This is a genomic window from Actinomadura sp. KC345, from assembly GCF_004348515.1.
GTDB lineage: Bacteria > Actinomycetota > Actinomycetes > Streptosporangiales > Streptosporangiaceae > Spirillospora.
Window position 1 is genome coordinate 13,414 of the sequence record NZ_SMKH01000069.1, and the last position, 16,069, is coordinate 29,482.

General features: G+C 71.6%; 22 protein-coding genes and 1 pseudogene. 13 read left to right on the forward strand and 10 right to left on the reverse strand.

The window, feature by feature from the left end; genetic code table 11:
• The first annotated feature begins 14 nt into the window (after positions 1-14).
• Positions 15-311, forward strand: a complete 297-nt coding sequence (locus E1281_RS14230) for a hypothetical protein (RefSeq protein ID WP_243716943.1) — start codon at positions 15-17, stop codon at positions 309-311.
• A 472-nt stretch (positions 312-783) separates the two neighbouring features.
• Positions 784-2,292, forward strand: coding sequence for a DEAD/DEAH box helicase (locus E1281_RS14235; protein WP_243716949.1), 1,509 nt, complete (start codon positions 784-786; stop codon positions 2,290-2,292).
• Positions 2,293-2,384: 92 nt separating this feature from the next.
• Here the strand turns inward: E1281_RS14235 and E1281_RS14240 are convergent, their stop codons facing one another.
• The gene (locus tag E1281_RS14240; protein WP_131878215.1) at positions 2,385-3,071 is read right to left on the reverse strand and encodes a glycerophosphodiester phosphodiesterase family protein; all 687 of its coding nucleotides are present in this window, start codon (positions 3,069-3,071) and stop codon (positions 2,385-2,387) included.
• Between the two features lie 70 nt (positions 3,072-3,141).
• Here E1281_RS14240 and E1281_RS14245 point away from each other — a divergent pair, with 70 nt between their 5' ends.
• On the forward strand, positions 3,142-4,020 hold the full coding sequence (locus tag E1281_RS14245; RefSeq protein WP_131878217.1) for an alpha/beta hydrolase: 879 nt from the start codon (positions 3,142-3,144) through the stop codon (positions 4,018-4,020).
• Positions 4,021-4,047: 27 nt separating this feature from the next.
• Here the strand turns inward: E1281_RS14245 and E1281_RS14250 are convergent, their stop codons facing one another.
• Positions 4,048-4,971, reverse strand: a complete 924-nt coding sequence (locus E1281_RS14250; RefSeq protein WP_243716945.1) for an AraC family transcriptional regulator — start codon at positions 4,969-4,971, stop codon at positions 4,048-4,050.
• Between the two features lie 53 nt (positions 4,972-5,024).
• Between E1281_RS14250 and E1281_RS14255 the strand changes: the two genes are divergently transcribed.
• The gene (locus E1281_RS14255; protein WP_131878221.1) at positions 5,025-5,807 is read left to right on the forward strand and encodes an NmrA family transcriptional regulator; all 783 of its coding nucleotides are present in this window, start codon (positions 5,025-5,027) and stop codon (positions 5,805-5,807) included.
• On the forward strand, positions 5,804-6,184 hold the full coding sequence (locus tag E1281_RS14260) for a nuclear transport factor 2 family protein (RefSeq protein ID WP_131878223.1): 381 nt from the start codon (positions 5,804-5,806) through the stop codon (positions 6,182-6,184). The genes E1281_RS14255 and E1281_RS14260 overlap by 4 nt, the downstream gene beginning before the upstream one ends.
• 10 nt (positions 6,185-6,194) lie before the next feature.
• On the opposite strand, the gene E1281_RS14265 is transcribed toward E1281_RS14260, so the two are convergent.
• Positions 6,195-6,548, reverse strand: a complete 354-nt coding sequence (locus tag E1281_RS14265) for a helix-turn-helix domain-containing protein (protein WP_131878225.1) — start codon at positions 6,546-6,548, stop codon at positions 6,195-6,197.
• Positions 6,549-6,618: 70 nt separating this feature from the next.
• Here E1281_RS14265 and E1281_RS14270 point away from each other — a divergent pair, with 70 nt between their 5' ends.
• Positions 6,619-7,197, forward strand: coding sequence for a carboxymuconolactone decarboxylase family protein (locus E1281_RS14270; RefSeq protein ID WP_131878227.1), 579 nt, complete (start codon positions 6,619-6,621; stop codon positions 7,195-7,197).
• A gap of 42 nt (positions 7,198-7,239) precedes the next feature.
• On the opposite strand, the gene E1281_RS14275 is transcribed toward E1281_RS14270, so the two are convergent.
• Positions 7,240-8,163 carry an NmrA/HSCARG family protein gene (locus E1281_RS14275; RefSeq protein WP_131878229.1) on the reverse strand — a complete coding sequence of 308 codons (924 nt, stop codon included), beginning with the start codon at positions 8,161-8,163 and terminating at the stop codon, positions 7,240-7,242.
• Between the two features lie 86 nt (positions 8,164-8,249).
• Between E1281_RS14275 and E1281_RS14280 the strand changes: the two genes are divergently transcribed.
• On the forward strand, positions 8,250-8,819 hold the full coding sequence (locus E1281_RS14280) for a TetR/AcrR family transcriptional regulator (RefSeq protein WP_131878231.1): 570 nt from the start codon (positions 8,250-8,252) through the stop codon (positions 8,817-8,819).
• A 50-nt stretch (positions 8,820-8,869) separates the two neighbouring features.
• Here E1281_RS14280 and E1281_RS14285 read toward each other — a convergent pair whose 3' ends face one another.
• The 5 genes from E1281_RS14285 to E1281_RS14305 form a co-directional block, all read right to left on the reverse strand.
• The gene (locus E1281_RS14285) at positions 8,870-9,220 is read right to left on the reverse strand and encodes a winged helix-turn-helix domain-containing protein (protein ID WP_131878232.1); all 351 of its coding nucleotides are present in this window, start codon (positions 9,218-9,220) and stop codon (positions 8,870-8,872) included.
• Complete coding sequence (locus E1281_RS14290; protein WP_243716947.1) at positions 9,217-9,708, reverse strand: SRPBCC domain-containing protein; 492 nt, start codon at positions 9,706-9,708, stop codon at positions 9,217-9,219. Before E1281_RS14290 ends, E1281_RS14285 begins: the two co-directional genes overlap by 4 nt.
• 56 nt (positions 9,709-9,764) lie before the next feature.
• Entirely contained in the window at positions 9,765-10,766 is a 1,002-nt protein-coding gene (locus E1281_RS14295) for a hypothetical protein (protein WP_131878236.1), read from the reverse strand.
• 218 nt (positions 10,767-10,984) lie between these two features.
• Positions 10,985-11,812, reverse strand: coding sequence for an alpha/beta hydrolase (locus E1281_RS14300; RefSeq protein ID WP_131878238.1), 828 nt, complete (start codon positions 11,810-11,812; stop codon positions 10,985-10,987).
• 60 nt (positions 11,813-11,872) lie between these two features.
• Positions 11,873-12,619, reverse strand: a complete 747-nt coding sequence (locus E1281_RS14305) for an SDR family oxidoreductase (protein WP_131878240.1) — start codon at positions 12,617-12,619, stop codon at positions 11,873-11,875.
• Positions 12,620-12,675: 56 nt separating this feature from the next.
• On the opposite strand from E1281_RS14305, the gene E1281_RS14310 reads away from it, so the two are divergent.
• From E1281_RS14310 to E1281_RS14330, 6 genes are all read left to right on the forward strand, one after another.
• Positions 12,676-13,068: a metalloregulator ArsR/SmtB family transcription factor gene (locus E1281_RS14310; RefSeq protein WP_131878242.1), complete on the forward strand. Its 393-nt coding sequence runs from the start codon at positions 12,676-12,678 to the stop codon at positions 13,066-13,068.
• A gap of 128 nt (positions 13,069-13,196) precedes the next feature.
• On the forward strand, positions 13,197-13,388 hold the full coding sequence (locus tag E1281_RS14315; RefSeq protein WP_131878243.1) for a DUF1059 domain-containing protein: 192 nt from the start codon (positions 13,197-13,199) through the stop codon (positions 13,386-13,388).
• A gap of 18 nt (positions 13,389-13,406) precedes the next feature.
• Entirely contained in the window at positions 13,407-13,703 is a 297-nt protein-coding gene (locus E1281_RS14320; protein ID WP_131878245.1) for a hypothetical protein, read from the forward strand.
• A complete protein-coding gene (locus E1281_RS40240; protein WP_165958926.1) occupies positions 13,700-13,876 on the forward strand; it encodes a hypothetical protein in 177 nt (58 codons plus the stop codon). The genes E1281_RS14320 and E1281_RS40240 overlap by 4 nt, the downstream gene beginning before the upstream one ends.
• Positions 13,877-14,026: 150 nt before the next feature.
• On the forward strand, positions 14,027-14,854 hold the full coding sequence (locus tag E1281_RS14325) for an alpha/beta hydrolase (RefSeq protein ID WP_131878247.1): 828 nt from the start codon (positions 14,027-14,029) through the stop codon (positions 14,852-14,854).
• Positions 14,855-14,955: 101 nt separating this feature from the next.
• Positions 14,956-15,864: an oxygenase MpaB family protein gene (locus E1281_RS14330; RefSeq protein ID WP_131878249.1), complete on the forward strand. Its 909-nt coding sequence runs from the start codon at positions 14,956-14,958 to the stop codon at positions 15,862-15,864.
• Here the strand turns inward: E1281_RS14330 and E1281_RS41220 are convergent.
• Positions 15,861-16,069 (reverse strand): annotated as a pseudogene (locus E1281_RS41220) (hypothetical protein); the annotation flags it as partial. The gene E1281_RS14330 and the pseudogene E1281_RS41220 sit on opposite strands and share 4 nt — an antisense overlap.

Consider the following 16,069-nt stretch of genomic DNA (forward strand, 5'->3'; position numbering starts at 1 on the left):
AATGGTTGATCGACATGCTCACGACGATCCTCTGGTTCATCGTCGTCGGTGCCGTCATCGGAGCCCTGGCACGGCTGCTCGTCCCCGGACGCAATCCGATCGGCGTCCTGCTGACGATCCTCGTCGGCATCGCCGGCGCCATCGTCGGCGGGGTCATCGCTGACGCGCTCGGCGCGGGCACCCTCGTCGCCATCGTGTTCGCGGTGGTGATCGCCGCGCTCGGCGTGGCGGCGCTCACCTCGCTGAACGCCCGCGGCGACGGGGGCCGGGGCTGGAAGCGCGGCTGGCGTCCCCGCCGCCGCACCTTCTGACGCGTACCCCGACCGGAAGCCCCCGCCGCCTGCAAGCGGGGGCTTCCCCCGTTCCGGGGCGCCGGTGTCCGGAAGTGGCCGTCCTGGCCCGGCGCTCCAGCGGGACGTCCAGCGGGGCGCGCGGGCGGCCACGGCCCTGGCGGGCAAGGGATGGAATAGAAGAAACCGCGGAAACGTTGAGTCCAGTGATCGGCTATTGGTGTATGCAATCAACGGTCGGTACACTGCGTCGCGGAGTGTGACCGCACGCAGCCACAGCGAGTGACTGCTTTCGACCCCTGACTGCGGTCGCCGACGATTTTGAGCAACGGCTGGTCCCTCCCGCGCGAGCGCGCGGCCAAGGAAACGATCGGCGGGTGCGCCCCCAGGGCGACGCCCTCCGGCGAGCCGCGCCGCACCCGGGAGCGGAGACCCCGCATATTGGAGGCTGAAAGCCCTGACTACCTTTCGTGAACTCGGGGTCGTCCCCGAGATAGCAGACGCCCTTGAAGCAGAGGGCATCGTCACAGCGTTCCCCATCCAGGAACTCGCCCTGCCGATCGCGCTGGGCGGGCACGACATCATCGGACAGGCCCGCACGGGCACCGGCAAGACCCTCGCGTTCGGCGCGGCGCTGCTGCAGCGCATCGAGCACGGCGGACGCAAACCCCGCGCGCTCGTCGTGGCACCGACCCGAGAACTGGCCCTCCAGGTCACCGACGACCTCCTGATCGCCGGCGGCAAGCTCGGTACCCGCGTCCTGTCCGTCTACGGCGGCCGCGCGTACGAGCCCCAGATCGACGCGCTCCGCGAGGGCGTCGACGTCGTCGTCGGCACCCCGGGCCGACTCCTGGACCTCGTCAAGCAGAAGCACCTCGACCTCTCCGAGGTCGGGATCCTGGTGCTGGACGAGGCCGACCGGATGCTCGACCTCGGCTTCCTGCCGGACATCGAGCGGATCATCGAGCGGATCCCGGAGCAGCGGCAGACGATGATGTTCTCGGCGACCATGCCGGGCGAGATCGTCGCGCTGTCGCGCCGCTACCTGACCCGTCCCACCAACGTCCGGGCCGAGTCGCACACCGAGTCGGACGCGACGCCGCAGGTCGTCCAGCACGTGTTCCAGGCCCACCAGATGGACAAGCCGGAGATGGTGGCACGTCTCCTGCAGGCCGAGAGCCGCGGGCTGACCATGATCTTCTGCCAGACCAAGCGGGCCTGCGACCGGGTCGCCGCCGACCTGGTGCAGCGGGGCTTCGACGCCGCGGCCGTGCACGGCGACCTCGGCCAGAGCCAGCGCGAGCGGGCGCTGCGCGCGTTCCGCAGCGGCAAGATCGGCGTGCTGGTCGCCACCGACGTCGCCGCCCGCGGCCTCGACGTCGACGACGTCACCCACGTCGTCAACTACGAGTGCCCCGACAGCGCCGACACCTACGTGCACCGCATCGGCCGGACCGGCCGCGCGGGCAAGGAGGGCGTCGCCGTCACGTTCGTCGACTGGAACGACCTCACCCGGTGGAAGCTGATCAACGGCACGCTCGACCTGCCGTTCGCCACTCCCGAGGAGACCTACTCCACGTCCCCGCACTTCTTCGCGGTGCTCGGCATCCCCGAGGGCACGAAGGGCAGGCTGCCGAAGGACAAGCGGCACGACCGCGCGGGCCTGGACGCCGAGGAGCTGGAGGACATCGGCGAGACGGGCAAGACCCGCAGCCATGACCGCGGCCGTGACCGAAGCGCAGACCGTGACCGGGAGCGCCCGCGGCCCCGCCGCAGCAAGCGCAGCCGGAACCGCACCCGCGCCGGCAAGCCGGTGGAGGCCACCGCGGCGGAGGCCGAGACCGCCGCGGAGCGCGAGGGGTCGTCCCCCCGCCGCAAGGCCGGAACGGACGACAACGTCGTCGACGCGGTCGCCACCGAGCGCAAGCGCAGCCGGAACCGCCGCCGCACCCGCGCCGGCAAGCCGGCGGCCGACGCGACCGAGGCGTCCCAGACGGCCTAGGTCCCATCCCTGCACCAACCGCGAGACCCCGCCCGGTCTCGCGGTTGCTCGCGGGCCTGGGCGGGCCCGTGCCTCCGGGGCGGGCCGGTGTCTCAGGGCTGCGCGTCGCGCAGTTTCAGAGCGACGTCGGGGTGGTCGGTGACGAGGACGGCGACACGCGGGTCACCGAGGAACCGCTGCATCACCGGTTCGGCGTTGACCGTCCAGACCATGGCGGGGATCCCGGCACGCCCGCACTGGCGCAGCACACCGACGCGGGCCAGCCGGTGGTTGACCGCGACCATGTCGGCGCCCGCCTTGCGGATCAGGCGCAGCGGGGCGAAGTCGTGCGCGACGCCGCGCTCCCACAGGTTGCGTCCCACCGACAGGGCCGTCCGCACCCCGGGGAAGGTCCGCTTGATCTGCACGAGCGACAGGACCTCGCGGGTGGTGACGACGAAACCGTCCCGCCCGAACGCCTCGATCGCCAGCGCCACCGTCTCGTGCTCGCAGCCGCGCTCCTTGAGGTCGAGATGCCCCTGCACCCGGCCGCCGATGATCCCCATGGCCTCGCTGACGAGCGGGACGGGGCGCGGCGACAGCTCCTGGATCCGCTCGTAGGTGAGCCGTTTCAGCGGCAGCCCGGCGAGATCCGGGTCGTGGTGGACGACGAGCCGCCCGTCCCCGGTCCTGCGGATGTCGATCTCCACGTACTCGGCCCCGGACTCGACCGCCGCGGACAGGCCGGTCAGGCCCGCTTCGTCACGGCGATGCGCGGAGATGGCAGGCTTCGCTCGCACGCTGCCGACGCTACCACCGAAACTTTTTCACCGATTCCCGCCGGCGCCCATTTGAGTATGGTGGTCCCCCGTGAGCACGCCCCGGTTCCTGAACCTGCCCCCCGGCGTCCGCCGGACGACCGTCGACACCTCCCGCGGCCCGTTGGCCGCCCTGGAGGCCCTTCCGGGATCCGGTGTGCCCGAGCACCCTCCCGCCCTCCTCGTCCCCGGCCTGACCGGCAGCAAGGAGGACTTCCTCGCCGTCCTGCAGACGCTCGCCGCGTCCTGCCGGCGCGTCGTGTCGATCGACATGCGCGGCCAGTACGAGTCCATCGGCCCGGACGACGAGTCCGCCTACACCCGGGCCGCGCTCGGCGAGGACATCAGCGCCCTCCTGGAGGCCCTCGGTCCCGACCCGGCGCACCTGGTCGCCCACTCGTTCGGCGGCCTGGTCTGCCGCGAGGCCGTGCTCGCCGACCGCGTCCGCCCCGCCTCGTTCACCCTGATGAGCTCGGGCCCCGCCGCCGTCACCGGCCCCACCGCGGACAAGGCCAAGGCCCTGCGCGACGCCATCCCCGAACTCGGCATGGAGACGATCTGGCAGATCGCCCTCGAACCCGACTACACCGGGCGCGGCGTCCAGGACGAGATCATCGCCTTCATCAAGGCCCGCACCCTCGGCAACTCCGAGAAGGGCCTGGTCTGCATGTCCAACGAGATACTCACCGCCCCCGACCGCGTCGACGAACTCGCCAAGCACTGCGCCGACACCGGGCTGCGCACCCTCGTCCTCTACGGGGAGGACGACGACGCCTGGGAGCCCGCCGCGCAGGCGACGATGGCCGAACGGCTCAACGCGTCCAAGGTCGTCATCCCCGGCGCCGCCCACTCCCCCGCCTGGGAGGCACCCGAGACCACGGCCGCGGCCCTCCGCGCCTTCTGGAATCAAACCGAACAATCCCCCCGCTGAGGCTGCGGGCCGCCCGGCCCCGCCGGCTCACGTCCTCCGGGACGGCGCCGCGCGGCGGTACTCGCCCGGCGGGACGTCGAAATGGCGGCGGAACGCCAGGTGGAAGCCCACCGACGAGCGGTATCCGACCCGTTCCGGGATCGCCGCCAGCGGCGTCGTGGTCTCGGCGAGCAGCCGGGCCGCCTCCCGCATCCGCCGCCCGGCCAGATGGCGGGCGGGCGACTCACCGACCAGCCGGGTGAACGCCGCCGCGAACGCCGACCGCGACATCCGCGCCTCCCGGGCGAGCGACTCCAGCGTCCACGGCTCGGCGTACCGGGTCTGGACCGCCAGCAGCGCCCGGCCGACCGCCGGGTCGCGCAGCGCCGGGGGCATTCCGCCCAGGCGGTCCAGCGCCACCCGCAGCGCCAGGACGAAGACCAGCTCGAACGCCCGCAGCGCGGCGAGGCCCCCGTAGCGCGGGGTCAGGCCGTCCAGCGTCCCGGACAGCAGCGGGTCGGCGGCCAGTACCTCACGGTCGAGCATGATGATCTCCGGCAGCGACCGGTACAGCGGCGACATCGCGGCCTCGTCGTAGTGCAGGCCGCCGCAGAGCAGATCGGTCGGGGGTCCGGCCCCGTCCACCCGTATCTCCGTCGTGCCGCCCGCGGGGCGCCCGGGGAGCAGCAGATCGAGCGGGGTGGTGGCGCGTCCCGGCCGGTCCGCCAGCTCGTGCGCCGTCCCGTACGGGAAGATCGCCAGCTCCCCCGGGCCCAGCACGACCGCCTCGCGCGACCCGGGCATCGTGATCGCACACTCGCCGGACCGCACGTAGTGCAGGATCGCGTTGCGCTCCTGGTCGCCCCGGAACCCCCACGGCGCCCGGACCTCCCAGCGGCTGACGAACACGCCCTCCAGCCGCAGCGGAGCGAGCAGCTCGTCGAGGAGGTCGGCTGGACGATCGTTAATCAAACCAGGATTCACACTTATCGAAGGTACTTCCCATCGTCGGCACGCTGGACCCCATGACCGAGACATATCTGGTGATCGGCGCCACCGGCGCACAGGGCGGGGCCGTCGCGAAACGCCTCGAACGGGACGGGCACGGCGTCCGCGGCTTCAGCCGAAAGCACGGCGACCTCGCCGATCCGGCGGCCGTGCGCGACGCCTTCGAGGGCGTGTCCCGCGCGTCGGTGACGCTGCCCATGGTGTTCGACGCCGACCTCGTGGCCCGCTACGTGGACAACATCATCGCCGCGGCCCGCCACTGCGAACGGCTCGTCCTCAACACCGGCAACCGCCTTCCGGCCGCCCGCACGTCCGTGGGCGCCTTCGAGACGAGACGCGACGCGGCCGACGCCCTGCTCGGCTCCGGCATCCCCACCGTCGTGCTGCGTCCGCCCGTCTACCTGGAGAACCTCCACCCGTCCGACGGCGTGCTCGCCTACCCGATCCCGTCCGCCCACCGGGTGGCGTGGCTCGCCCACGACGACCTCGGCGCCCTCACCGCCGCCGCGCTCGACCGCGACGACCTGGTCGGAACCTCGACCGACATCGGCGGCAAGGACGTCGTCACCGGCCCGGACCTCGCGTCCGCCTTCGACGCGCACTACGTCCCGCTGGAGCCCGACGCGTTCCAGGAGTTCATGACCCCGGCGATCGGTGAGACCGCCGCGGCCGGAGTCGCGGACACCTACCGGTGGCTGTCCGCCCCCGAGAACGCGAACTTCTACGACGGCGACCCGGACAGGGTGGAGGCCCTCTTCGGCGTCGAACTCACCCCCATCCGCGCCTGGGCGGCCCGATGAAGGCCATCGACGAGGTCATCGAGCATCACCGCTTCATCGAATCCTGGCTGAGCGGAAGGGCGACCGACCTGGGTGGCTTCTTCGACATGCACACCCCGGACTTCACCTGGTACGACCCGGACGGCGCCGTGCTCACGCTCGCGGATCTCCGCGGCGCCATGGAGGAGGCCCACGGCACGGTACCCGGCCTGCGCATCCGGATCCTCGAACCGCGCGTGCTCCTGGACCGCGACGGCCTGACCGTGGCCACGTACGAGGAACACCACCCCGACACCACCCGCCGGGCCGTCGCGATGATGGTCCCCGCTCCAGAAGCCCGTAACGGCCTCCTCTGGCGCAGCCTCCACGAAACCTGGACACGCCCCGGACCGCTCTGAGCGGGCCGGGTCACCCTTCCGTGGACGGCCGCTTCGCGGCCCACCGGGTGGCCCAGTGCTCAAGCCGCATGAGCTCCGTGCACAGGTCATGGCCGTCGGCGGTCAGCGTGTATCCGCGGTCTGCGCGCCCGATGACGCCGGCCTCGTCCAGCTCCGCCAGCCGTTGGGCGAGCACGCTGGAGGAGACGCCGCCACATCGTCGTTGCAGGTCGCGGAACGTGGTCGCCGGGGACTGGGCGAGTTCCCAGATGACGCGCAGGGCCCAGCGCCGGCCGAGCAGATCGAACAGCGCCATGATCGGCCTACCGGTGTTCGATCCCCGGACCGGCCGGCCCGGCAGCGGTGCGGACGAGCCGAGTGCCATGAGTCAGCGTCCTCCTGGAGAGCGTCCAGCTTGCTTCTATTGTCGAAGCGTCCATGCTAGCGTTCGCCGCATGCCTCGATTTTCGAAGCACAGTGGCCAACCGCGACTCGATCCCGTCGAACCTCCGTACGACCTGGAGACGACCGCGGCCCTGGAAGCGCTGGGCCCGCCCATCGCCCTGTTCAGGATCTTCGCCCGCCGCCCGGAACGGGCACGCGGCATCCATGGCTGGGGGCAGTACTACCTGTCGCGCCGATCGGCACTGGACCTGCGCCACCGCGAGCTCGTGATCGACCGCACCACCGTGCGATGCGGCGCCGAGTACGAGTGGGGAATCCACACCGCGGTCTTCACCGCGAAGGCCGGACTCGACGCCGGCCAGGTGCGCTCCATCGTCGGCGGAGGCCCGGACGACACCTGCTGGAGCGACCCGTCCGACCGCGCCGTGCTCCGCGCCGTGGACGCCCTGTGCGACAGCAACGACCTGACCGACGACCAGTGGAACGAACTGACCCGCGAAATCGGCGACGAAGCAGCCGTGGACCTCCTCCTGCTATGCGGCTGGTACCACGCGATCTCCTTCGTGGCCCGCGCCCTGCGCCTCCCACCCGAACCCGACACCCCGGCATTCACCGACTACAGCCCCTAACGTCACTCTGGGCGAGTGGCTCCGAATGACGCGAGGGCGCATCTACCGGACGTGGTCCGCCTCGGGATCCTGGGTGTCGAGGAGGGTGGTGATGGCGGCGGTGCCGCCCTGTTCCAGCCAGGCGGGGAGGTCGAGCATGGCCGGGTGGCGTCGGCGCAGGTCGGACAGGTCGGCGTGCCAGATGCCGCGAGGGTCGGTGATGGCGCGTGCGACGTCGCCGGGGAGGCCCGACTCCTCGTCGGTGACCTGCCGGTAGGTGATCTGCCTTCCGACGTGCCTGCTGATCAATCGCACGGTGGCGTCGGGGGTCAGCTCGTCACCGGCCAGTTCCAGCGCTTGCCCCAGGTAGGTCTCGGGGTCGGCGAAGGCGAGCGCGGCGAATGCGCCGATGTCGGTCACGGCGACCAGTTGCACGGGGGCGTCCGCCGGAAAGAGGTGGCGCAGGACGCCGTCCGGGGAGATACCGCCGAGCGGCAGGCCGGGGGTGGTGTGGTTCTCCATGAACCGCACGGGTCGGAGGACGGTCGCCGGCAGTCCGAGTGCGGCGATGTGCTGTTCGATGACCCACTTGGTCTCCCAGTAGGGGATGCCGGTGCCCCGTTCGGCGCCGCCGACGGAGGCGAAGACCAGATGGCCGATGCCGGCGGCCGCCGCGGCGTCGGCCAGGTTCCGGCCGCGCCGGATCTCCCGCTTCCCGTCGAGGTCGTCCGGTGTGACGGCGAAGACGCCGTGGGCACCGGCCATGGCGGCTTCGAGGCCGCCGGGATCGTCCAGGTCGCCGCGATGCGGTTCGGCCCCCGCCGCGGCCAGCTCGCGGGCCGCCGGTGAGGCGGGATCGCGGACCAGGACGCGGACCCGCCAGCCGTCCCGCAGCAGACGCCTCGCGGTGGCACCCCCCTGCCGCCCCGTCGCGCCGGTCACAAGGAGGGTTCCGCGGGTCTCCGCGCGCGGATGCTCGTCGGGCATGGTCGGACCTCCGTCAACCAGTAAACTGAGATTGTCCCGAGAAGCATATCGAGACTGTCTCAACTTATCTGGGCGGGGGTTCGCTGATGGACACCGGCACGCCGCGCCGGCGCCCCATGCGCGCGGATGCACGGCGCAACTACGAACGGCTGCTCGCGGAGGCCGCCGACGCGTTCGCCGAACACGGCACGGACTTCTCGCTGGAGCAGATCGCGCGCCGGGCCGGCGTGGCCAACGGCACGCTCTACGGCCACTTTCCCACCCGGCGCGCGTTGCTTGAGGCGCTGCTCAGCGACAGGATGCGGGCGCTGGCCGCGGCCGGCGAGGAACTCCTCGCCCACCCGTCGCCCCTCGGCGGTCTCACCGAATGGGCGCGGGCGGCCACGGCCCACGCGGCGCTCTACCGGGGGCTGGGCACCGCTTTCCTCCAGGCCGTCGAGGACGAGACCTCGGAGCTGCACGCGGCGTGCCAGGCGGTACTCGCCACCGGTGACGCCCTGGTCGCGCGCGCGCGGAACGCCGGTGAGGTGCGCCCGGACGTCACCGCCATGGACCTGTACGCCCTGGTCAACGCGGCGGCATGGGTGAGCGAACAGAACTCCGCCCCTCAGGGCGAGCGCCTGCTGGAGTTCACCCTCACCGGCTTTCGGACCTGAACCCCTCGACCCCACCGGTGTGCGGCCGCTCCCTCATCTCGCGCAGGATTTCAGGGTGGGCCCGTCGCCGCTTGGTCGTGCTGGAGTGACTCGGCGATTCGCTTGATGCGCTGGAGCCTGCCGTCCCACGTCGCTCCGACCGAGGACAACTGGGCGACCGCGCGAGCGAGTTGCGCCTCGTCCACCCGATACCTCCTCTCCCGTCCGGTATGCGATGCGTGCACCAGGCCGACGCGGTCGAGGACGCCGAGATGCTTCGCGGTCGCCTGACGTGTCACGGGCAGTTGCTCGCTGAGGCTGGTGGCGGTGCCTGTGCCGTCCACCAGGAGCAGGTCGAGCATCCGCCGACGGGTCGGGTCCCCGACCGCGGACCACAGGTCGTCGTCGACGTCGACGGTCATGGGGTTGCCACCAGCCGCGTGAGGTACTCCCCGAGCCCGAGAACCGCGGCGTCCCAGCCGTCGACGTGTTCGCGGTGCTGCTCGGCCAGTTTGGCGGCCTCCCAGCCCATCTCCCGGAACCCGGTTTCGGTGAGCCGGACCGTCGTGCCCGTGCCGGACGGGGTGAGCTCGAAGGTGACCAGCAGCGAGTCGGCGGAGTCGTCGATCTCGCCGCCGGCATGGCACCAGCGGAACGAGAACAACCGGGGCGGCTCGGCCTTCACCACGATGATGGGGGCGACATCTGTTCTGTCGCCCCAGACGAGTTCACCGGCAGCGCCGGGAGTCGCTTCGAAGTCGGCGTCGTCGCTCCACCACTGCGAGATGTGTTCCGGGCGGCTGACCACCTCGAAGACCACCTCCGGTGAGGCGTCGACGTGGATCTCGCGCTCGATGCTTCCGTACTCCATGCCCTTGACCTCCATATGCAACCATTGGTTGCGCGTCATGCTAGCCCACAGCTTCGCAGTTGCGCAACCAATGGTTGCATCTTAACGCCTCGTGGTCAGCGGCGGCGCTCGATGAAGTGGGGGCCTCCGAGGGGGTTGGCCATGCCGGCCGACCAGATCGAGCGGGTTCCCGGCACTCGGGCCAGGTCGTGGACCCAGGCGGAGATGCCGGGGCGTGCCGCGCCGCTCTCGGCGGTCCAGCGGCCGCCGCTGTAGTGCAGATAGCTCTTGTCGTCCTGGCGCGTGCTCATCGAGACCCACGCTCCTTGGTCGCCGTCGTCGGCGAGCGTGGGGTAGTGGTAGGCGCCGGGCTCCTGGCTCACCGGGATCGTCGTCGACGTCCAGCTCGTCCCGTCCCAGTGCATGAGCTCGGGCGTCGGCGCATAGCCGGTGCTAGCACGGTAGGCCCAGACGCTCGTGGCCGAGACCGGCACGATCTTCGCGATGTACGTATCCGCCTTGGACGGATACCGGATCGTGCTCCACTTGGAGCCGTCCCAATGCAGCATGGCCTGGGTCGGACCGGCCCCCGGGATGTCGCAGGTGCACGCGATCCAGACGTCCTTCGCCGACCGGACGGCGACGGTGGAGGCGTTGACCATGGGCACCGGAGTTCTCTGGCGCGTCCACCGGCCCTTCGTGTAGCGCAGGGCGACGGCCTCCTTCGCCTCTGAGTCGTATCCGACCGACCAGGCCGGTCCGCGGGGCGCCGCCGAGACGATCTCCAGGTACGTCGTCAGGGGGGACGGCTGGGTGGGGCCGACCCCGGCCGGGTAACCGACGCTGCGCCACTTGGTCCCGTCCCAATGGAGCGCGGGCGAGCCTTCGGCGTTCAGATAGATGCCCCAGGCGTTCCGCGGGCCGGCGGCGGCGAGGTCGACGACCTGGCCCGCGCCCGGCGGCAGTGCCTGGCGCCGCCACTGCCGACCGTCCCAGGCCAGCATGACGGGTGTCCCACCCGATGTCGCGTCCTCCAGCCCGGCCGCCCACGCGGCCCGCGGCCCGCTTGCCGCGATTTCGGTCAGCACGGCGAGGCCGTTGAGGGGCGGGGTGGGCACGTTCTCCCATTGCGGCGGCGCCGCAGCGGCGGTGGAGGGCGTGAGGAGCAAGCCTGAGAAGGCGGCGACCCAAGCGGAGAAGCGGAGAACTCGTCGTCCTGCCATGAAGGCTCCCGGGGGTAGGCGATCCCTGCGACGATCTTGCCGCCATTTGCTGGCAATTCGCTAGGGGGACTGCCTATCCCAAGATCGACTAGACGAAACCGGCACACCCGTCCCTATGGCCGGTTCAGGCCATCACCGGGCGACGCCCCGCCGAGCACCTCGGTGAGGAAGGTCATGACGGGTGGGGCGACGGCTTCGGCGGTGGCGCCGTGGTCCTGGCCCTTCAGGATGGTGTCGCGGGCGTCCGGGAGGAGGCCGGCCAGGCGGGTCGCGGTGTCGCGGAAGAAGGGCGGGCTCGCGTCGCCCGCGATCAGGAGGGTCGGGACGGTGACCTTCCGGGCGAGATCCTCCGGGATCGCGCCGCCCCGGGTGCCGTTCCCCATGACCGCGAAGTCGTAGGGCATGGTCGGGGCTATCGCCTGCATGTCGGGGTTGCCGCTCGCCCCTTCGGCCATGTCCGGCGGCATGCCCGAGGACGTCAGGAACAGCTTGATCGCGTCGGCGCGGCGGTCGTCCTTCAGGGCCGCCCGGACGCCCTCGGCGAGTTCCCGCGCGGCCCGCCGGCTGTCGTCGTCGTCGGACCCGTAGGGCGGCTCATGCAGGACGAGGCGGGTGATCGGCAGTCCCGCGGCGGCCGCCTCCAGGGCCAGGCCCGCGCCGGACGAGTGGCCGTACACCGCGGCCGAGCCCCCGGCCTCGGCGATCAGCGCGCCGAGGTCCTCGATCTCGCGTTCCACGGCGTACGGGGGCGTGTCGCCGCTGTCGCCCCGGCCGCGCCGGTCGTAGTTGGTCACGGTGAACCGGGAGGCCAGCCGCCCGGCCAGGTCCCGGGTCGCCGGGCGGGCGCAGAACATGCCTCCGACCAGGATCAGCGCCGGGCCGTCGCCCACGCGGTCATAGGCGATGCGGGTTCCGTCCGCCGAAGTCGCGTAACTCGTCATGGATACACCTCTCCTTCGCGCGTACCGACCGGGTGCGCGGCGGGAAATCATCGGTGGCGCTCAGGTCAGTTCGAGGCCGCCGTCGAGGGTCAGGGTCTGGCCGGTCAGCCAGGTGGTCCGCGGGTCGGCCAGGCGGAGGATCCACGTCGCGACCTCCTCGGGGTCGCCGCGGCGGCCGAGAGGGATGCGCGCGGCCTCGTCCCGTTTGATCTGGTCGACGACGGCCGGCGCGAGGCCGGCGGCGGTGAGCGCCTCGCTCTCGGTCGGGCCGGGGGCGAGGGCGTTCACGCGGATGCCGTCGGCGGCCAGTTCGACGGCCCAGCTGCGGGTCAGGTGTTCGAGCGCGGCCTTGGAGGCGGCGTAGTGGGCCGCGCCGGGCAGCGGGCGGTGGCCGTAGGTGCTGGAGACGTTGACGATCGCGCCCTTGGCCGCGCGCAGGTGCGGCAGGGCGGCGCCGGCGAGCAGGCTCGGCGCCGTGACGTTCAGCTCGAAGAGGCTCGCGATGCCGTCGGAGGTGGTGTCCGCCAGCGGCATCATCCTGGTGGCCCCGGCGTTGTTGACCAGGACGTCCAGGCGTCCCCAGCGGTCGATCGCCGCGTCGATCACGTCCCGTGCCGCGTCCGGGTCGCGCAGGTCGGCGGGATGGACGGCGATCCCGGGGCGGTCGGCGGCCGTCTCCTTGAGGGCGTCCTCGCGTCGCCCCACGCCGATGACGCGGGCTCCGGCGTCGGCGAAGTGCCGGCTGGCGGCGCGTCCGATGCCCGATCCGGCGCCGGTGACGACGACGGCTCTGCCGGTGAAGTCCATGGCGGCCCCCTTTTTGTTCGATGTTCGTCGATCATCGAACAAAGTAGCATGCAGGTATGAAGCAGGCACATCATCCCGATCTGGACGAGATCGGCCTCATCACCGTGTTGGGGGCGCTCAGCGACCCGATCCGGATCGGCCTGGTGCGCGTGCTCGCGGACGGGCGGGAGCGCGGGTGGGGCGAGCTGCGGGCCCCGATCGCCAAGTCGACGCTCAGCCACCATCTCCGGGTACTGCGCGATGCCGGGGTCACGCGGACCCGGCAGGAGGGCACCCGCTGCTACGTCGAACTGCGCCGCGATGACCTGGACGCGCGGCTCCCGGGGCTCCTGGACACGGTCCTGGAGGCCGCCCGGCTTGATGACGTGGGCGCCCACGTCGGACTGACCGGCGGCCGGCTCGACCAGGACGGGCCACAAGGTGGCAATGAGGGCGTTACTGGAGTTTGACGTGGACGGGTGCCTTCGAGCTTCTCCCCCACCCGGGGGCGTGGCACGATGAAAGTGCCACTTATGGCGATGTGACGGGATTAATGACCCGGAGGCGGGCGGAAAGGCCGGCCGAGGGAGGAGTCACGATGCGGAAAGTGGCCGACTGCCGGGAGTCGCCGAGCGAGTCCGGGTGCACGCTGACCATCAGCGGCGAGGAGGACGAGGTCGTCCGCGCCGCCGCCGAGCACGCGGCCTCGGTGCACGGGCACACCGACACCCCCGAACTGCGGAACGAGATCCGCGGCATGCTCAAGGACGAGCACCTGAGCGTCCGATAGCGGGGAGGGCGTGGCGAAATGACCTTCGTTCAGATCATCGAGTACGAGACGGACCGCCCGGACGAGATGAACGCGCTGTTCGACGAGTGGGCGACCGCGACCGAAGGCAAGCGGACGGTGGCGCACGAGATGCACACCCGGGACCGGGAGAACCCGGACCATTTCGTTGACATCGTCGAGTTCCCGTCCTACGAGGCGGCGATGCGCAACAACGAGCTGCCGGAGACGCGGCATATCGCCTCGGAGATCCAGGCTCGGTGCACCAACGGCCCACGGTTCATGAACCTGGACGTCATGCGCGACGAATCCATGTGACATCGATCGGTACGGGTGAGGGCGTGCGCGTCCTCACCCCGTACATCTCTGGAGACTTCGGAGCCGACCCCGGTCCGCTGCACATGGAGGCGCGACTCGAAGAGGGCACGGGCGTGGCGACCCTGACCTTCCTGCACCATCTCGACCCGGACACCTGCTCGTCGCCTCGATGACCGCCGCGCGCCCGTGGCCGGCTTCGAGGACTACTACCCCGCGCAGGCCGAGTACTACAAGGGCCTGTCCCCGAGCTGATCCTCGTTCCAGCGATGAGTTCCTCGCGAAGGAACGGTCTGACCTCTCAGAACCGTTTACCTGGAGGAACCATGACGACTGCCTCGGCCACGACCGCGACCCTCCGCGTGCCCGGTGCCCGTTTGTACTACGAGGTGCGCGGAGACGGGCCGCTCGTGGCGCTCGTCGGCGCGCCGATGGGCGCCGCCGCGTTCCAACCGCTCGCCGAGCTGCTCGCGACCGACCACACCGTCCTCACGACGGACCCGCGCGGCATCGGCCGCAGCCCGGTGGACGACCCCGAGCAGGACTCGACACCGCCGCTGCGCGCCGACGACCTGTCCCGGCTCGTCGCCGAGGTGGACGCGGGGCCGGCCATCGTCCTCGGCTCCAGCGGCGGCGCCTGCACCGCCCTCGCGTTCGCGCAGGCCCATCCCGAGCAGGCCCGCACGGTCATCGCGCACGAGCCTCCACTGGACGACCTCCTGGAGGACCGCGACGCCCTCTACAAGGGGACGGACGAGATGATCGCCACCTACCTGTCCGGCGACGCCGTGGGCGCGTGGCGGCAGTTCATGGCGCTGAGCGACATCCGGCTTCCGGACGGTGCCCTGGAGCAGATGTTCGGCGGCGAGCGCGACCCGCAGGACGTCGCCGACGAGCACCGCTGGTTCGAGCACGAGCTGCGCGAGACCGTCCACTGGCGGCCCGACCTCGCGGCCCTGCGCACGGTCCGCTCCCGGATCGTGGCCGGCATCGGCGAGGACTCCGCCGGGGAGCTGTGCGACCGCGCCACCAGGGCGCTCGCCGGAGCCATCGACATCGAGCCGACGCTGTTCCCCGGCGGCCACACCGGCTTCGCCGACGATCCGAAGCGCTTCGTCGTCCGCCTGCGGGAGGTCCTGGCCGAATCCTCCTGAGCCCCGGGTGGTGTCCCTGGAAGGCGCGATCCGAGGGGCGGTGTCGCGCGGGCGCGAGGGTAATGACACACTTACTTAAGTTTGTCTCATGGAGGTGTGATTTGCCCGCGACCGTCCAGCCGCCCGAGAGCGTCACCTGGCGCGTCCACCTCGACCGGACCATGTGGGTCGGCGGGGTGCGCAGCCTCATGCTGCAGGCGCTGCAACCCATGGCGATGTGGGGTGTGTGGCAGAACTCCAACTTCCGCGAGGACCCGTTCGGGCGCCTCCAGCGGACATCGGACTTCGTCGGCCTCGGGACGTTCGGCAGCCCCGAGGAGGTCGACGAGGCCGCGTACCGGGTCCGGGAGATCCACCGGAGCCTGCGTATCCTCAACCACGACACCGGCAGGAGGGAGCGGCTCGACCAGCCCGAGCTGCTGCTGTGGGTGCATTGCGCCGAGGTCTACTCCTTCCTGGAGGTGGCGCGCCGGGCCGGGCTGCCGCTGACCGGCGCCATGGCCGACCGGTACCTGTACGAGCAGCGCAGGTCGGCCACGCTGGTCGGGCTGCACGCCGAGGACGTCCCCGGCAGCGTCGCCGACATGGAGGCCTTCTTCGCCGAGATGCGGCCGAAGCTGCGGGTCACCGAGGAGGCGGCGGAGACCGTCCGGTTCCTGATGTGGCCCACGGTGCCGGAGAACCTGCGGTTCCTCTCCCCCGGCAAGCCCGGATACTTCCCGTTCGGCGCGCTCTGCTACTACTCGCTGCCCGACTGGGCCCGCGCGATGTACGGGGCGCTGCCCGAGGTGCCGCGGCCGGCGGTGACGGCGACGCTCAGGTCGTTCCGCCTGGCGATGAACTCCGTGCCGGAGCGGCTGCACGACTACGCCTTCGCCAAGCCGACCCGCGACATGCTCGAACGGACCCGGCGAAGGCTGGCCGCCGAGGGCTACGACGTGAGCCGGGGGCTCTTCGGCCTGCGCGACCCGAGGCGCTGGCCCGGCCGGAAGGCCCTGGTCCCGGCCTAGACGGCGTCGACGGGGAGGGCCGCCCAGGGTTCTTTGCGCGGGGCGGCCTGCCGGCCTTCCGGGCAGTGGCGGGCGAAGTCGCACCAGGAGCACAGCGTGCCCGGACGGGGCGGGAACATCTCGTCGTGCGGGGTGTGGTCCACGGCGGCCGGGCCGGTCTCGCCGGCGGGGCGGGGCTTGGGGACCCGGGCGCGGTCCCCGGTGG

What these genes read in the sequence shown, in the direction of transcription:
- E1281_RS14230 (WP_243716943.1), top strand. Translation starts at nt 15, where the DNA reads ATGCTCACGACGATCCTCTGGTTCATCGTCGTCGGTGCCGTCATCGGA.
- E1281_RS14255 (WP_131878221.1), top strand. Translation starts at nt 5,025, where the DNA reads ATGACCGAGACATATCTGGTGATCGGCGCCACCGGCGCACAGGGCGGG.
- E1281_RS14260 (WP_131878223.1), top strand. Translation starts at nt 5,804, where the DNA reads ATGAAGGCCATCGACGAGGTCATCGAGCATCACCGCTTCATCGAATCC.
- E1281_RS14265 (WP_131878225.1), bottom strand. Translation starts at nt 6,548, where the DNA reads ATGGCACTCGGCTCGTCCGCACCGCTGCCGGGCCGGCCGGTCCGGGGA.
- E1281_RS14270 (WP_131878227.1), top strand. Translation starts at nt 6,619, where the DNA reads ATGCCTCGATTTTCGAAGCACAGTGGCCAACCGCGACTCGATCCCGTC.
- E1281_RS14275 (WP_131878229.1), bottom strand. Translation starts at nt 8,163, where the DNA reads ATGCCCGACGAGCATCCGCGCGCGGAGACCCGCGGAACCCTCCTTGTG.
- E1281_RS14280 (WP_131878231.1), top strand. Translation starts at nt 8,250, where the DNA reads ATGGACACCGGCACGCCGCGCCGGCGCCCCATGCGCGCGGATGCACGG.
- E1281_RS14285 (WP_131878232.1), bottom strand. Translation starts at nt 9,220, where the DNA reads ATGACCGTCGACGTCGACGACGACCTGTGGTCCGCGGTCGGGGACCCG.
- E1281_RS14290 (WP_243716947.1), bottom strand. Translation starts at nt 9,708, where the DNA reads ATGACGCGCAACCAATGGTTGCATATGGAGGTCAAGGGCATGGAGTAC.
- E1281_RS14300 (WP_131878238.1), bottom strand. Translation starts at nt 11,812, where the DNA reads ATGACGAGTTACGCGACTTCGGCGGACGGAACCCGCATCGCCTATGAC.
- E1281_RS14305 (WP_131878240.1), bottom strand. Translation starts at nt 12,619, where the DNA reads ATGGACTTCACCGGCAGAGCCGTCGTCGTCACCGGCGCCGGATCGGGC.
- E1281_RS14310 (WP_131878242.1), top strand. Translation starts at nt 12,676, where the DNA reads ATGAAGCAGGCACATCATCCCGATCTGGACGAGATCGGCCTCATCACC.
- E1281_RS14315 (WP_131878243.1), top strand. Translation starts at nt 13,197, where the DNA reads ATGCGGAAAGTGGCCGACTGCCGGGAGTCGCCGAGCGAGTCCGGGTGC.
- E1281_RS14320 (WP_131878245.1), top strand. Translation starts at nt 13,407, where the DNA reads ATGACCTTCGTTCAGATCATCGAGTACGAGACGGACCGCCCGGACGAG.
- E1281_RS14325 (WP_131878247.1), top strand. Translation starts at nt 14,027, where the DNA reads ATGACGACTGCCTCGGCCACGACCGCGACCCTCCGCGTGCCCGGTGCC.